Annotated in this window: 16 protein-coding genes; 6 read left to right on the top strand and 10 right to left on the bottom strand. The window is 47.3% G+C overall.

The features are described from left to right. Nucleotides 1-81 precede the first annotated feature (81 nt). Entirely contained in the window at nt 82-759 is a 678-nt protein-coding gene (cssR, locus tag G9F75_RS13085) for a two-component system response regulator CssR (RefSeq protein ID WP_167409138.1), read from the top strand. After that, the gene (gene cssS / locus G9F75_RS13080; RefSeq protein WP_167409137.1) at nt 756-2,111 is read left to right on the top strand and encodes a two-component system sensor histidine kinase CssS; all 1,356 of its coding nucleotides are present in this window, start codon (nt 756-758) and stop codon (nt 2,109-2,111) included. The genes cssR and cssS overlap by 4 nt, the downstream gene beginning before the upstream one ends. Before the next feature lie 27 nt (nt 2,112-2,138). Here the strand turns inward: cssS and spxO are convergent, their stop codons facing one another. After that, complete coding sequence (gene spxO / locus G9F75_RS13075; RefSeq protein ID WP_007410067.1) at nt 2,139-2,303, bottom strand: anti-adapter protein SpxO; 165 nt, start codon at nt 2,301-2,303, stop codon at nt 2,139-2,141. Nucleotides 2,304-2,481: 178 nt separating this feature from the next. Here spxO and G9F75_RS13070 point away from each other — a divergent pair, with 178 nt between their 5' ends. Beyond that, nucleotides 2,482-3,357 (top strand): TetR/AcrR family transcriptional regulator, encoded by an 876-nt coding sequence (locus G9F75_RS13070; protein WP_014305782.1) that lies wholly within the window; start codon nt 2,482-2,484, stop codon nt 3,355-3,357. A gap of 36 nt (nt 3,358-3,393) precedes the next feature. Here the strand turns inward: G9F75_RS13070 and fumC are convergent, their stop codons facing one another. Both fumC and G9F75_RS13060 read right to left on the bottom strand, forming a co-directional pair. Further along, a complete protein-coding gene (fumC, locus tag G9F75_RS13065) occupies nt 3,394-4,782 on the bottom strand; it encodes a class II fumarate hydratase (protein ID WP_014418844.1) in 1,389 nt (462 codons plus the stop codon). A gap of 67 nt (nt 4,783-4,849) precedes the next feature. Next, entirely contained in the window at nt 4,850-5,035 is a 186-nt protein-coding gene (locus G9F75_RS13060; RefSeq protein ID WP_003151806.1) for a YvzF family protein, read from the bottom strand. 116 nt (nt 5,036-5,151) lie between these two features. Between G9F75_RS13060 and gerAA the strand changes: the two genes are divergently transcribed. From gerAA to G9F75_RS13045, 3 genes are read left to right on the top strand one after another with little or no spacing between them, the layout of a single operon-like run. Continuing rightward, entirely contained in the window at nt 5,152-6,594 is a 1,443-nt protein-coding gene (gene gerAA, locus G9F75_RS13055; RefSeq protein WP_021494014.1) for a spore germination receptor protein GerAA, read from the top strand. After that, nucleotides 6,569-7,669 (top strand): spore germination protein, encoded by a 1,101-nt coding sequence (locus G9F75_RS13050; protein WP_014418846.1) that lies wholly within the window; start codon nt 6,569-6,571, stop codon nt 7,667-7,669. The genes gerAA and G9F75_RS13050 overlap by 26 nt, the downstream gene beginning before the upstream one ends. Beyond that, nucleotides 7,666-8,778, top strand: a complete 1,113-nt coding sequence (locus tag G9F75_RS13045; RefSeq protein WP_021494015.1) for a Ger(x)C family spore germination protein — start codon at nt 7,666-7,668, stop codon at nt 8,776-8,778. Before G9F75_RS13050 ends, G9F75_RS13045 begins: the two co-directional genes overlap by 4 nt. A gap of 41 nt (nt 8,779-8,819) precedes the next feature. On the opposite strand, the gene liaR is transcribed toward G9F75_RS13045, so the two are convergent. From liaR to G9F75_RS13010, 7 genes are all read right to left on the bottom strand, one after another. Continuing rightward, nucleotides 8,820-9,452, bottom strand: a complete 633-nt coding sequence (liaR, locus tag G9F75_RS13040; protein ID WP_003151798.1) for a two-component system response regulator LiaR — start codon at nt 9,450-9,452, stop codon at nt 8,820-8,822. Continuing rightward, the gene (gene liaS, locus G9F75_RS13035; RefSeq protein WP_022553751.1) at nt 9,430-10,512 is read right to left on the bottom strand and encodes a two-component system sensor histidine kinase LiaS; all 1,083 of its coding nucleotides are present in this window, start codon (nt 10,510-10,512) and stop codon (nt 9,430-9,432) included. The genes liaR and liaS overlap by 23 nt, the downstream gene beginning before the upstream one ends. After that, the gene (gene liaF / locus G9F75_RS13030) at nt 10,509-11,240 is read right to left on the bottom strand and encodes a cell wall-active antibiotics response protein LiaF (RefSeq protein WP_029973590.1); all 732 of its coding nucleotides are present in this window, start codon (nt 11,238-11,240) and stop codon (nt 10,509-10,511) included. The genes liaS and liaF overlap by 4 nt, the downstream gene beginning before the upstream one ends. A 26-nt stretch (nt 11,241-11,266) precedes the next feature. Beyond that, on the bottom strand, nt 11,267-12,136 hold the full coding sequence (gene liaG, locus G9F75_RS13025) for a LiaG family protein (RefSeq protein ID WP_167409136.1): 870 nt from the start codon (nt 12,134-12,136) through the stop codon (nt 11,267-11,269). Nucleotides 12,137-12,241: 105 nt separating this feature from the next. Continuing rightward, the gene (gene liaH / locus G9F75_RS13020; RefSeq protein WP_007410057.1) at nt 12,242-12,919 is read right to left on the bottom strand and encodes a stress responsive protein LiaH; all 678 of its coding nucleotides are present in this window, start codon (nt 12,917-12,919) and stop codon (nt 12,242-12,244) included. A 13-nt stretch (nt 12,920-12,932) separates the two neighbouring features. Continuing rightward, nucleotides 12,933-13,313, bottom strand: a complete 381-nt coding sequence (locus G9F75_RS13015; protein WP_167409135.1) for a protein liaI — start codon at nt 13,311-13,313, stop codon at nt 12,933-12,935. Between the two features lie 166 nt (nt 13,314-13,479). Beyond that, nucleotides 13,480-14,748 carry an MFS transporter gene (locus tag G9F75_RS13010; protein WP_014418851.1) on the bottom strand — a complete coding sequence of 423 codons (1,269 nt, stop codon included), beginning with the start codon at nt 14,746-14,748 and terminating at the stop codon, nt 13,480-13,482. Nucleotides 14,749-14,789: the final 41 nt, after the last annotated feature.

The following is a 14,789-nucleotide window of genomic DNA, read 5'->3' as shown; positions in this document are numbered from 1 at the left end:
GAAAAGAATATGTGAAATTATGAAAATGCGGCTTGAGTGTGTTAAAACTAGTATAATGACGTTGAAAGGATGTGAAATGCCTTGTCATACACCATTTATCTAGTTGAAGATGAGGATAACCTGAATGAACTGCTCACAAAATATTTAGAGAATGAAGGCTGGAACATTACATCTTTCACAAAAGGCGAAGATGCCAGAAAGCAGATACAGCCGTCTCCCCACTTGTGGATTCTCGACATCATGCTTCCGGATACGGACGGCTATACATTGATAAAAGAAATAAAAGAAAAAGATCCCGATGTGCCCGTCATTTTCATTTCCGCGCGGGATGCCGATATTGACAGAGTCCTCGGGTTAGAGCTTGGAAGCAATGATTATATCGCCAAGCCTTTTTTGCCGAGAGAGCTCATTATACGGGTTCAGAAGTTGCTGGAGCTCGTGTATAAAGAACAGCCCGCCGCAAAGAAAACCGGCATCACCGTTTCTTCCTACAATGTGATCGAAGATGCCCGAGAGGTTTATGATGAAACCGGCAGCCTGGTCAATTTGACGTCTAAGGAATTTGATCTGCTGCTTTTATTTCTTCACCATAAAGGACACCCCTTTTCCAGGGAAGATATTCTGCTGAAAATATGGGGCCATGATTATTTCGGCACTGACCGGGTGGTCGATGATCTTGTGCGGAGGCTGCGGAAAAAAATGCCGGAGTTAAAGGTTGAAACCATTTACGGATTCGGCTACAGGATGATGACGTCATGAAAAATAAGCCGCTTGCTTTTCAAATATGGGTGGTCATCTCAGGCATCCTCTTAGCCATTTCGATTCTGCTGCTCGTGCTGTTCTCAAATACGCTGCGTAATTTTTTCACGGATGAAACGTATACGACCATTGAAAATGAACAGCATGTACTGACGGAGTACCGGCTGCCCGGATCGATCGAGCGGGGATATTACAGCGAGGATGCGACCGCTCCGACGACTTTCCGATCCGTTCAGCACGTTCTTCTGCCGGAACGGGAGGAATCGGCCAGTGACAAAGACTTGAACTACTTTTCTTCTTCCTTTATCCATAAAGTGTACAAGCTCGCGGGCCGCCAGCACAGCGTCACGAAACGATACAGCGCGGACATCAGCGGTGAAAAAGTATTTTTCGTCATTAAAAAAGGCCTCACCATTAACGGCCAGGATGCGATGATGCTGTCTTACGCCCTTGATTCCTATCGTGATGATCTGGCATTCACCCTGTTCAAGCAGCTGCTCTTTATCATTGCCGGCGTGATTTTGTTAAGCTGGATTCCGGCGATTTGGCTTGCCAAATATCTCTCGCGCCCGCTCGTTTCCTTAGAGAAGCATGTCAAACGGATTTCAAAACAGGATTGGGATGATCCGGTCATCGTCGACAGGAAAGACGAAATCGGAAAATTAGGCCATACCATTGAAGACATGCGGAGCAAGCTGGTGCAAAAGGATGAAACGGAAAGAACGCTCCTGCAAAATATCTCTCATGATTTAAAAACGCCTGTCATGGTGATAAGGGGCTATACTCAATCAATAAAGGACGGGATTTTTCCTAAGGGGGATCTGGAAACCACAATTGATGTCATTGAAGGCGAAGCAGAAAAACTTGAGAAGAAAATTAAGGATTTATTATATTTAACGAAGCTTGATTATTTAATGAAGCAGCGGGTGCACCATGAGACATTTGACATTGTGAAGGTCACGGAAGAAGTCATTGAACGGCTCAAATGGGCCCGGAAGGAATTATCGTGGACCGTTGAAACAGAAGATGCATTAATGATGCCCGGTGATCCGGAACAATGGAGCAAACTTCTTGAAAACATTCTCGAAAATCAAATCCGCTATGCAGAAACGGCGATTCACATTCGGATCAGCCAAAATCAGCAGCAGATTGTCATGACGGTTAAAAATGACGGGCCTCCGATTGAGGATGAGATGCTATCCAGCTTGTACGAGCCTTTTAATAAAGGGAAGAAAGGCGAGTTCGGCATAGGACTCAGCATCGTAAAACGGATTTTAACCCTGCATAAAGCATCAATTTCAATTGAAAATGGCCAATCGGGTGTAATCTACCGAATTATCATACCAAAGTAGACTGTAATGTTTCATTGCAGTCTTTTTTTATGTGAAGGAGTAGCCGTTAAAATCTCTGTAGTTTGTTTTCAGCGGTTTTTGGCATTGATGAACCCATTTCTTTTCACAAATTGTCTTTTTCGGATATTTCACCTTTTCGACTTTAATTCCTCTGTTTCGCAAGCGGCTGATCATTTCATCTAATTCTTTCATTTTCAGATTCACCCTTTCGCCAGAACTTTGACCATTCGGTCAGCTCACTTTATAATATAAATAAAACAAAACAAAAAAACAAGTTACAATCAGGTTAAATTTACGGAATATCAATATGACCATATAGTCATACATAAGAAGCACAAGCCAGCCTCCTGGCTCCGAAAGGGTGGAACCATTGAAGGAAAAAGAAAAGCTGATCATTGAAGCAGCAATTAAACTGTTTGCCCGAAAAGGGTACAAATCTACATCGGTTCAGGAAATCGCCGATGAATGCAAAATCTCAAAAGGCGCTTTTTATCTATACTTTCCTTCCAAAGAAGCACTGCTTCTATCCATGCTGAATTACTACTATGATAAAACGTTTACCCGAATCACGACGATCCAAACGGAGGGTGACAGTCCGAGAGCCGCTTATCAAAAACAGCTTGCGGTGTTTTACGAATCGATTCTCGCCCATCAGGATTTTATTACCATGCAGATGAAAGACGGTTCACTTCCTTATACCGAAGAAGCGGCGCAGTGCGGAAAGAGAATCCGCCGGTCGATCCTGCAGTTTCATATCGACAGTCTTCTTGCTATTTACGGAGAAAAAGCTGAACCATACACAGCCGAGCTTTGTTTTTTAATAGAAGGAATCAGTCAGATGTATCTTGAATATCTCATTCTGACCGGCCGGTCCGTACAGCCTTCGCTTTTGGCAAATACCGTGATTCACAGAATTGATGACATCGTAAACGGAATGGCGGACAGACATGATGAAGCGTTTATTTCTCTTGATGAGGCAAGCTCACTGTTTGGGCCCCTTCATAACGGGCAGCCCGATCCTTTAAGCCAATCGATCTTGCAGACCCTCCGCACGCGCATCGGCACGATGGACAAGGCGCAAGCATCCGAATTCACCGAGAGCTTGGATATTCTGGAAGCGGAAATGAAGAAAAAGTCGCCGAAACCGGCAATCATCAAAGGAATGATTTTGAATTTGAAGGAATCCGACCTGCTGGCTGAAGATGCAGAACAGCTCAGATTTTTACTGAAACAGCAGTTTATTTAGAAGAACGGCCGCAATGACTGCAGCCGTTCTTTCTTTTTATGCTTTCGGGTGCACCATATCTTCCGGACGCACCATTTCATTAAATTGTTCTTCTGTCAGAAGGTTCAGCTGTAATGCCGCTTCTTTCAGCGTCAGGCCTTCTTTGTGGGCAAGCTTGGCGATTTTCGCGGCGTTTTCATAACCGATGTGCGGGTTAAGCGCCGTAACAAGCATTAATGAGTTAGAGAGATTTTCCTGAATCGTCTCTTGGTTCGGCTCAATACCGACAGCGCATTTGTCATGGAAGGAATTCATTCCGTCACTGAGCAGCTGCACGGTCTGCAGGAAGTTATAAATAATAACCGGTTTGAAGACATTCAGCTCGAAGTTTCCTTGGCTGGCCGCAAATCCGATTGTCGCGTCATTTCCCATCACTTGCGCGGCGATCATTGTCAGCGCCTCACTTTGCGTCGGGTTGACTTTGCCCGGCATGATAGAGCTTCCCGGCTCATTTTCAGGAATGACGATTTCGCCGATTCCGCAGCGCGGGCCGCTGGCCAGCCATCTGACATCGTTGGCAATCTTCATCAGGTCGGCAGCCAATGCTTTTAACGCGCCGTGAACGTAAGTGATTTCATCATGGCTTGTGAGCGCATGGAATTTGTTAGGCGAACTCTTGAATGTCTGCCCCGTTACTTTTGTGATTTCTTCCGCGACGAATTCACCGAACTGCGGATGGGCGTTGATTCCCGTGCCGACTGCCGTGCCTCCGATGGCAAGCGCGCGGATTTTTTCCGTTGACTCAAGAATCATTTCTTTCGATCGGTCAAGCATGTATACCCAGCCGCTGATTTCCTGTCCGAGCGTCAGCGGAGTGGCGTCCTGCAAATGCGTGCGTCCGATTTTCACAATATCCTGATAAGCTTTCGCTTTTTCATCAAGCGTCGCGCGCAGCTGATCAAGCGCCGGAACGAGCTGCTCATATACAGCAAGAACCGCCGCAACGTGCATCGCCGTCGGGAATGTATCGTTTGAGCTTTGGCTGCGGTTAACGTCATCATTCGGATGAATCTTCAGCTCGGAATTTTTTTCTTTCAATAAAGCAGTCGCGCGGTTGGCCACCACTTCATTCATGTTCATGTTGCTTTGCGTGCCGCTTCCCGTCTGCCAGACAACGAGCGGAAAGTTATCGTCGTATTTGCCGTTTAAAACATCGTCACATACAGCGGCAATCGCCTGTGCTTTTTCAGACTCTAAGTTGCCGAGGCGTTCGTTGGCGATCGCTGTGCTTCTTTTCAATATTGCAAACGCCTTCACAACACGCTGAGGCATTTTCTCTGAACCGATTTTGAAGTTCTCTTTGCTGCGCTGTGTCTGAGCGCCCCAAAATTTATCTGCCGGAACTTTAACTTCTCCCATGGTGTCTTTTTCAATTCTGTAGTCCATTTATGTATCCCTCCATAACAGTTGCTTCACCCTGAGTATTATTCGCCAGTAACAGATGAAACCCTTTTTATTTTTCGGCCTTGGCCGTTTTTAATTTCAGCTCAAGATAGACGCGCGAATCCTTTGAGTATTTATACTTCGGATTTGTTTTACGGTATTCTTTCGACGTGTAAGCCACTTCGTAATGCGCTTCAAATGATTTGATGAGCTGTTCAATTTCTTCGGCATTTCCTGCCAGTCTGACTTGTGCCACATCTCTCCTCCGCTTTCATAAAAAAACTTGTACCATTAAATACTTTATCATAGTATATCATTTTTTTAACAGGAAAAGATAACCTCAATTAAGGATTGGAAGGCGGGTGACTGTCGATGACGCAATCGGAATTCAAGGAATACATACACGTTAATCTGGCACTGGTGCTTCCCCACGTAGAGCAGAATGATGACCTGGTTCAAAATAAAAAGATGCTTCCGAACGGGCTTGTTTTTTATTATATGTATCTGAGTGAAATGAACGACGAAGACAAAATAAAAGAGGCGATGGAAACACTGCTTCGGGAGGAAGACACTCTGACGCTGGATACGGTGGCGAAACGTCTTGATAAGATCGACGCCCGTCCCGTCTTTACGTCGAAGGAAGCCGTCATCTCCATTCTGCGGGGAAAATGCGCCGTGTTTATTAACGGACTTGACAGCGTATACATTTTGTCCACGGGAAAAAGAGAAAAAAGAAGCGTGAATGAACCCACATCCGAAAAGGTCGTAAGAGGTCCGAAAGTCGCCTTCATAGAAGATTCTGATACAAACGTCGCCATGATCAGGCAGCGCACGAACCATCCGAAGCTGAAAACGAAAAAGGTTCCGATCGGAGAAAACAAGTTAAAATACGCTACTGTCATGTACATAGATGATGAGGCGGACCCGTCTGTCGTCAGCGATGTTGTAAAGCGCCTCAGCGAAGTGAAGATGGACGACATCCAGGATTCCGGAACGCTTGAGGAGCTTATTGAGGATAATAAGTATTCGCCCTTTCCGCAAATACAAAATACGGAACGGCCTGATAAAGTCTCTTCCGCCTTGTTCAACGGCCGCGTCGCCATCCTTGTCGACAACTCGCCGTTTGCGCTGGTGGTTCCGGCTTCTTTAGGAATTTTAATGCAGTCTCCCGATGATTATTATGAACGGTGGATTTCCGCCTCGCTCATCCGGGCGCTGCGGTTTACGTCTATTTTTATTACGCTGTTTTTTTCGTCCATTTATATCGCCCTCGTTTCGTTTCACCAAGGGCTGCTGCCGACGTCGCTTGCAGTCACCATCGCGGCGAACAGAGAAAACGTTCCCTTCCCGCCTATCATTGAAGCGATGGTAATGGAAATTACGATAGAGCTGCTGAGAGAAGCGGGCTTGAGGCTTCCCAGCCCGCTCGGCCAGACGATCGGATTGGTGGGCGGAGTTGTCATCGGCCAAGCGGCCGTTGAAGCGAATATTGTCAGCTCCATCATGGTCATCGTGGTCAGCATTGTCGCGCTCGCTTCATTTACGGTGCCGCAGTACGGGATGGGTCTGTCGTTCCGTGTGCTCCGTTTCATTTCGATGTTTACCGCGGCAGCTTTCGGGCTGTACGGCATGATTTTATTTATGCTGGCGATCTACACTCATTTATCGAGACAGCGAAGCTTCGGTTCTCCGTATTTCTCGCCGAATGGATTTTTCAGCTTAAAAAACGCAAACGACTCTATTCTCCGTCTCCCTATTAAAAATCAACCAAAAGAGGCGAAAAACGTAAATGAGCCAGAAAACAACTCACAATAAGCTTACAAGCTATCAAGGGACAGCGTTGATTTCAAACACGATGCTCGGCGCGGGACTCCTCACCATGCCGCGGGCGCTGTCATCAAGGGCAAATTCTCCGGACGGCTGGATCGCGTTATGTCTGGAAGGCGTCATCTTTATCTTTTTGATTTATCTCAATACGCTCATTATGAAAAAGCATCAGTACGGATCATTATTTGATTATATGAATGAAGGACTCGGCAAATGGGCGGGAAATATCGTCAATCTTATGATCTGTCTCTATTTTATAGGAGTCGCCAGCTTCGAAGCCCGGGCGATGGCGGAAATGGTCAAGTTTTTTTTATTGGAAAGAACGCCCGTGCCGGTCACGCTGTTTATCTTTATCGCCTGTTCCGTTTATTTAATTATCGGCGGCATGAGCGATATCGGCAGGCTCTTTCCTTTCTATTTAACGATTACGATCATTATTTTGCTGGTGGTGTTTTCTTTCAGCTTTAAAATATTTGATCTGGACAACCTGCGGCCGGTGCTCGGGCAGGGGTTTTCTCCCGTTATGGCTTCCTTGACCGTCGTTTCTGTTTCCTTCTTGGGAATTGAGATTATGCTGTTTCTCCCCGAGTACCTCAAAAATAAAAAGCACACATTCCGCGTATCGGCCATGGGCTTTGGCATCCCGATTATTTTATACATCATTACCTACGTACTCGTCGTCGGCGCCTTAACCACCCAAGATGTCAAAACAATGATCTGGCCTACGATCGCGCTCTTTCAATCATTTGAAATCAAAGGGCTTTTTATTGAAAGGTTCGAGTCCTTTTTGCTTGTTGTCTGGATCATCCAATTTTTCGCCACCTATGTCTCGTACGGGTATTTCGCGACATCAGCTCTTAATAAAATTTTCGGGCTGAAGCAGAAAAAAGGGATCATCTTCGTAGGGATCGCGACATTCTTCGGATCATTGATGCCAAAAGACGGCAACAAGCTGTTGATGTTCAGTGATATTCTCGGCTATATCTTCTTGGTTTTCTTTTTGCTGCCTTTACTGATGTTTGGAGTCGTCGCTGTGAAAAGGAAGGTGAAAAAAGCGCAATGAAGAAATACATCGTAATCATGCTTTGCACATTGCTTTTGGCCGGGTGCTGGGACAGCCGCAATATAGAAGACTTGAGCCTCGTTATCGGGGTCGGGCTCGATAAACCCGAGGAAGAAAATGTGGAAGTGACACAGCAGATTCTGATCCCGCAAAAAGCAAGTTCCCAGCAGTCGTCGTCAGGCGATACGACAAAAGTAACGTCCACTCCCGGGGAAACCGTCCATCAAGCATTAAGAACGGCATCGTTAAAAAATCACCCCGCATTCTCCCAGCACTTGCGTATCATGCTGTTTTCCGAAGTGCTGTTAAAGGATAACATTCCGCTTGACGCATTGATGAACCAATTTATCAGAGACAACGGTACGAGAAGAAGCTGCAATGTGATGACGGTGCCGGATAAAACGAAAGATATTTTCAAAATCAGTGACCAGGGAGAACCTGCGTCAAATACGATCTATGACTTAACGGAGAATAATTCGGTCACCATCCGGATGATGGAGCCCGTGACATTGGGGGAAATATCCGAGAAAATCGCCAAAGGCGAGACCTTTGCCCTTCCTCAAGTGCGCCAAGTGGGCAGCAGACTGGAAATCTGGGGCGCTACCATTATTAAAAATAAATTCTGGTATGCGAATTTAACGCCTTTACAAGTCCAGAATATGAACCTGTTCACAGGCACAGTAAAGGGGGGCGTCACGTTTGCAAAGCATGACAATCATTATTTATCCTTCGAAGTATTTTCCAGCAAATATAATGTGAAAACACAATATAAACACGGAAAATTCAAGTTTATCGTCACCCGGTTTGTTGAAGGCCGTCTGTCTGAGGATTGGAATCCGAAAGAAGATTCCTTCAAGGAGTCCTATATAAATGAAATCAAAAACGCGGTAAAACACAGCATTCATTCAGATGTCATGGCATTCATTGATTACATGCAGCATGAGTTGAAAGTGGATATTACCGGGTTAGGCGATCAAGTCCGGATTCATTATCCCGATAAATGGAAAAAGATATCCTCTGACTGGGACCATCACTTCAGTGAATCGGATATTGAATACAAAGTCAAAGTCGCCATCAGGGATTTCGGAACAAAGGGAATGTCCCAATGACCCTGTCTTCGGGAGAGTGTGCTGGCGCCGCTCTCCTTTTCTTATGTCACGAGATGATTGCGGTGGGCATATACGGCTGCCTGCGTGCGGTCACTGACATCAAGCTTTGACAATATATTCGTAATGTGGGTTTTTACCGTTTTAATCGTAATGAACAGCTCTTCACCAATCTCTTTATTCGTCTTGCCTTCCGCGACGAGACAGAGGATTTCCAGTTCTCTTTTTGTCAGCGTTTCATGCGGAAGCTGATTCTCTGAATGGCGCAGCCTTGACAGCACTTTTCCCGCCACCTTCGATTCAAGCTTCGGTTCGCCCTTGGCAGCCGCTCTGATGGCTTCGGCTATTTCTGCCGCCTTGGACGTTTTCAGCAAATAGCTGAGCGCTCCCGCTTCGATCACCGGATACACTTTGTCGTCATCAATAAAGCTCGTCAGCACGATGATTTTCGGGTCATTGAGTTTCGCGCAGATCTGTTTTGTCGCTTCGATGCCGTCCATGCCGTCCATGACAAGGTCCATTAAAATCACATCCGGCAAAAGCTCTGCGGCCAGATCGACGCCCTGCTGCCCGTCTGATGCTTCACCGGCGACTTCAATGTCCGGCTGTGCTTCTAAAAATGCGGCCAGACCCATCCTGACCATTTCATGATCATCAATCAGTAACACTCGAATCACTGTCGTTCTCTCCTTTTGTTTTCTGATAAATCGGGACTTTCACGTCGATCTGCGTGCCTTTTCCCTTTACGGAGATAATTTCCGCTATGCCGCCGATTTCACTCGCTCTTTCCTTGATGGAATGCAGGCCGTATGAGGATGCTTTCACTTGATCCATCGTAAAACCCGCCCCATTATCAATGACTTTAAGCTGCAGCTTTTGATGTTTCGCGCCGAGCCTGACGGTGACCTTGGTCGCCTTTGAATGTCTGAAAACGTTGGAAAGCGCCTCCTGCACGATGCGGAACAGATGGTCTTCAACGCCTTTTGACACACCCGTATCGCTGATGTCCCACTCAATATCCAGCGGCTGCTTCGCTTTGAACTCTTTTAACAGCTCAATCAGCCCTTCTTTTAAGCCTTTTCCTTCTAAAGTGACGGGCCGCAAATGCAATAGCAGCGCTCTCATCTCGTTTTGCGCTTCCCCCGCCATATGTTCAACCATGCGAATCCGTTTGACGATTTTGTCATCCGCATCTTTCACCTGCTCTAAAACGGCGGATGTCATCATAGAAATGGCAAAGAGCTGCTGGCTGACGGCATCGTGCAGATCGCGCGCCAGCCGCTGGCGTTCTTCAGTGATGACCGATTTTTTCATTTGATCCTGCCATTCCGCCCGTTCGTTGGAGAGCTTTTGCAGCGATGTGACCTGGAGCTCGACCCGCTTGGCCATTTCGTTGAGCTGGTCTGCCGCCAGACCGATTTCATCATCACCGAGCGGCGGCACCCGATAAGCAAAATTGCCGTTTTCAAATTTCAAAACCGCTTCAATCAGTGTATCCATTCTTGTTTTCAGGCGGCCGCCGTATACATAACCGGAAATCAATCCCGCCGAAAGAGACGCCAAAAGCAGGATGACCACAAACGGAATACCGAACCAGCCGGAAGATAACAGCAGCATTGGGTCAAGCCCGTAATACAGCAGCATCAGCGTAATAAACACCGTGCAAAGGAGCAGACTGAGTCCCGCGGTCATCCGCATGGCGCGCCACTGAATATTGGCGAGTAATTTTTTCCTCATAAATACTTCACATCCACATCGCCGATGAATAACGAAATTGAAATTTTAATCCGCCGCGGCGAGTCGCCGTACTCAGACGATACTTTATACAGATTCGGGCTCATGCCGCTTTTCTTAGAGCCGAGCAGGTTCATATCGCCGATAAAAGCCGATGAACTGACGGACACTTCGATATCCGGCGGGACGTACACATCGACATTGCCGATGACACCGCTGATGGTCATCGTGCTTTCTCCTTCGGGAATCATCGCTTTTGACAAATCAATTTTCACATCGCCGATGAATCCGGAAACATTTAAATCATTCAGCTCAAACGGGTCCTTCATCATCCGCAGCTCGCCGATAAAAAAGCTGCGGAGGTCCGGCTGTCTGCTTTCCGTCTGGGCGGAAGGCTTTGGCTGCTCTTCTTTTTCAAGATTGATTTTCTTCTCTTTATGTTCATACACGCGCTTTCCTTTCAGGAGCCTGTAGCCCGCGTAGATGAGAAAGGCGGCGAAGGCATAGCCGAACAGGTTAAAGGTGGCGCTGAACAGGTTTCTAAAAAATAAAAAAGCGGCGAAGATATACAGGACGGAGCCGAGCCAGCCGCGGGAATATTTATTAAAAATATAACCTGTGATCAGAAAAAAGAGCGGCCAAAACAAGAAGTCGCCGATGCCGATAATACGCAAAAACATGCTGACGCCTAATAAGGCGATGATAAGTCCGAGAATCTGTTTTTTTGCCATCAGCTGCTTGCCCCTCCTTTCCTTGACTATTGCAGTGCAATATTGCCGCTCGTCACCTTTATATCAATCGGCCTGGCGCCGCTGCCTTTCATGCCGGTAAATGCCCCGCCTTCCTTCCTCGTTTTCTCAAAGGAATAAGACGGCTGAATCCTTCCGCTTGCCGTCTCGGCGTTCACCGTAAAACTTCCGTCTTTCGGCATGCTGATCGCTGCGCTGCCGCTCGCAAGCCTGACGGATACGGGAGCATCCGCCGTCTCAAGCGAGGCGTCGACACTGCCGGAAGCGACCCGCACGTCAAGGGCCCCCGCCACATGTTGAAGCCCGACATGTCCCGAGGATAAGCGGACATCCCCCGTTTTTGCCGCAAGGCCTGCTGCTGTGAGATTGCCCGACAGCCCCTTCGCTTCAAACACCTCCGTCTTCACGTGCTTCAGCGACATGTTCCCGCTTACAGAACGGACGCCGAGGTGGGCAAGAGACAGCCCCTTGTTTCCGTCGACGGCAATGCTGCCGCTTGATGTATGGACGGTGATGTCCCGATGATAATCATACGGAATGCGGACAATCAGCAGAGGGCGCTGAAAGAGATTCAGAAATTGGAACCCTTTCTCCTTCGCTTTAAGATTGAGGATCTTTCCCCTGTTTTGGACAAACATTTTCCCCGCCGGTCCCGTCATGTTTGCCGCGATATCATTCCGCGCTTCCGCGATGATTTTCACATCCGTCTGTTCCGATGAAACCGACAGGCTGTTGACGGCACGCGGCGGTATGCTTGCCGATTCCGCTTCTGTTTCGTAAAGCGGAAAAAAACGCCCGGCAAACACTTCTTTCACCAAAAACAGACAGCAGATCAGAACGGACGCCGCCATCAGTCCTTTGGCAATCTTACGCTTCATTACGTTCCATCCTTTTTCATTCATTTTATTATAAAGGAAAAGCCGGAGAATTGATACGTGCGTATAGGGAAGAGGCGTAAACGCGCCGATCTTCCCTTGTGCACATTATTCATGAGCCGCTTTTTGACGCTCTGTTTTTTCCAGAGAAAGCGAGCGCATTTTTTCAATCTCAGCTTCCACCTCATCTGAATATTGGGAGCGGCTGTATTCTGTGTTCGCCTCAGCTGAAGTGCCGTATTTGACGCGGACTTCCATTTCTTCAATGCGGCTTTCCATTCGAAGGAACTCTCTGTAGGCGCTTTCGCTGTCAATTTTGTCGAAAGAAGCGTTCATATGTTCCTTCGCATTTGCCGCGTTCGCGCGGGCGATGAGCGCCTGTTTTTTATCCTTTACGTCGCGGAGGCGCGTTTCTAAAGTTTCCAGCTGCTCTTTCAGCTCTGCCAGCTGTGTTTTCGCCTGCTCATACGCTTTTTCATGTTCGGCCGCTTTTCCCTCAAGGTATTTCATTTCAGTCAGCGCCTTTTTCGCTAGCTCCTCTTCCCCGGCGTCAAAAGCAAGCTGAGCCTGGTTTTTCCGTTTTGCCGCCGTTTCGGAGGCGTCTTCCTGTTTTTTCTTAAACTGATGAACGATCGTGTGCTGTTTGACAATCGTTTGTTTCGCCTTGGCGATGTCACTTTCCATATCACGCACATATTGATTCAGCATGACTTTCGGATTTTCTAATTTATCAAGCCCTTCGTTAACAGATGCGACGAACATATTTCTTATTCTTTTTAAGACCATTTTGTCTTCCTCCTTATTTTTTCTTCAGAAATTCTTCCCATTCAGAGTCAAATCCGGATTGATAGCCCGGTGATGCCGCTTCCGGTTCATACTGGCGGGAAGTGGTGTCTGAGCCGCCCTGCTTCATCATCTTCCACCCGAAATACACCATGGCGCCGGCCAGTCCGATCGCAACGATAAATGGAAGAGAACCGACGAGAATCATAGCTCCGATGACGCCCGCGATGATACCCGATACCGCCCGGCCTTTTGAAAAACGTTTGATTCCCCAGTAAAGCATCAGCCCTCCGATCGCCAGCGGGATGATAAATGCGAAATGGCCTCCTCCGAAAAAGACAGAAAGTCCGAACACAATCAGCAGAAAGCCGCCTGCCGTTTTACCATTTATATTCATGCAGATCCTCCTTTCGTTTTCCTTGTCTTTACTATAAACAAATCCCGCGGCCGGCAAAACGAGTCAGAGATTGATTTTCATATCAGACCGGGGTCGTATAAGCCCCCGGACCTTCGCATAAAAAAACGCCGCTGCACCGGACGGCGCAGGGCGTTTTACGAAAAATCTATATTCTGATGCTCGCTTCTTTTTCCCTGATGAGATCTGAGCGTTCGGCTTTGGCCAGCTTCGTAAAGAACAATATTCCGAGACCGGACAGGACTTCAACGAGACCGCCGGCGGCAATGACTTTTCCGGGACCGAAGGCGTTAGCCGCATATCCGCAAAGAACCGCGCCGAGCGGAATGGATATGTTTGAAATCATATGGATGACAGCATAGACTTGCGGCTGGTCATCGTGGTCCACAGACGTCTGAATAATCGTATATTCCGGCACATTAATCGCGCTGACGGCAGATCCGAACGCAAACGCGGCGAGGAAGACGAGCGGCAGAAAAGTGTTGAGGCCGGTAATGAAAAATGCCGCTCCTTCTATGATTCCCGCTGACACAAACAGGAGACCGTATTTGTTCACCTTCACCTTAGCCAAAATAAAACCCATTAAAAAGGCTCCGCCCGTTCCTGTCGCTTTCAAAAGCGAGTAGATGATCGGCGGCATGTTTAAATCTTCGGCGACATAAACGGCAGAGAGCGCCTCCCACGGAGCGGCCGCAAAATTCATGAAGATACAATAGATGGCGAGCGGGTATAAAATCTGGTGTTTCCTGACAAGAACGAAACCCCGTTTGAGCCTTCCGAAATACGTCCCGCGCTGTCTGACGGCGACGGTATCCTGTTTGGCATGCCGGACTTGGTATGACATAAAGAGTACGAGAAAACCTGATAGAAGATAGAATATAAGAGCGATAAACAAAGAATAAGCGGGACTGATAAATGTTAAGAACACCCCGCTCAGCGTAATGGCGGCAAGCCTGACGATCTGGCCTGATGACTGGATGACCGCATTCGCTTTCTGCAGGCTGTTTTCTCTGACAATATTGGGGATTAGCGAGATGGATGCAGGATTATAAGCGGCTCCCGTGGCTGAATGCACAATCATGAGAAGCATGACAAACCATAAAGGAGAAAAACCGTTAAAATAACAGATCGGAATAATCAGCACAACCGCCGCGCGCGTGAGGTCGGAGAAATACATCCAGAATTTCAGCGTATGCTGCTTCATAAAAGGCCCGGTAATCGGCGCCAGCATCGCCTCCGGAAGGAACGTGACCGCAATGAGCAGGGACGTGCCGATCGCGCCTTCCCCGTCAAAAATCAAAAACCATAGAATGGAATTAAAGGCAAAACCGTCGCCTGACAATTTAACCAGCCTTGAGATAAACAGAAGGGTGAAATTTTTATTCCAGATGCTCTCGCTCTTATTATATGTATCCATCTATCAAATCCCCCATTATTTTACAATGTTTCTTATAATAT

The sequence above is a fragment of the Bacillus sp. EKM208B genome, assembly GCF_011800725.1.
GTDB lineage: Bacteria > Bacillota > Bacilli > Bacillales > Bacillaceae > Bacillus > Bacillus velezensis.
This window is presented reverse-complemented; position numbering and strand designations above follow the sequence as displayed.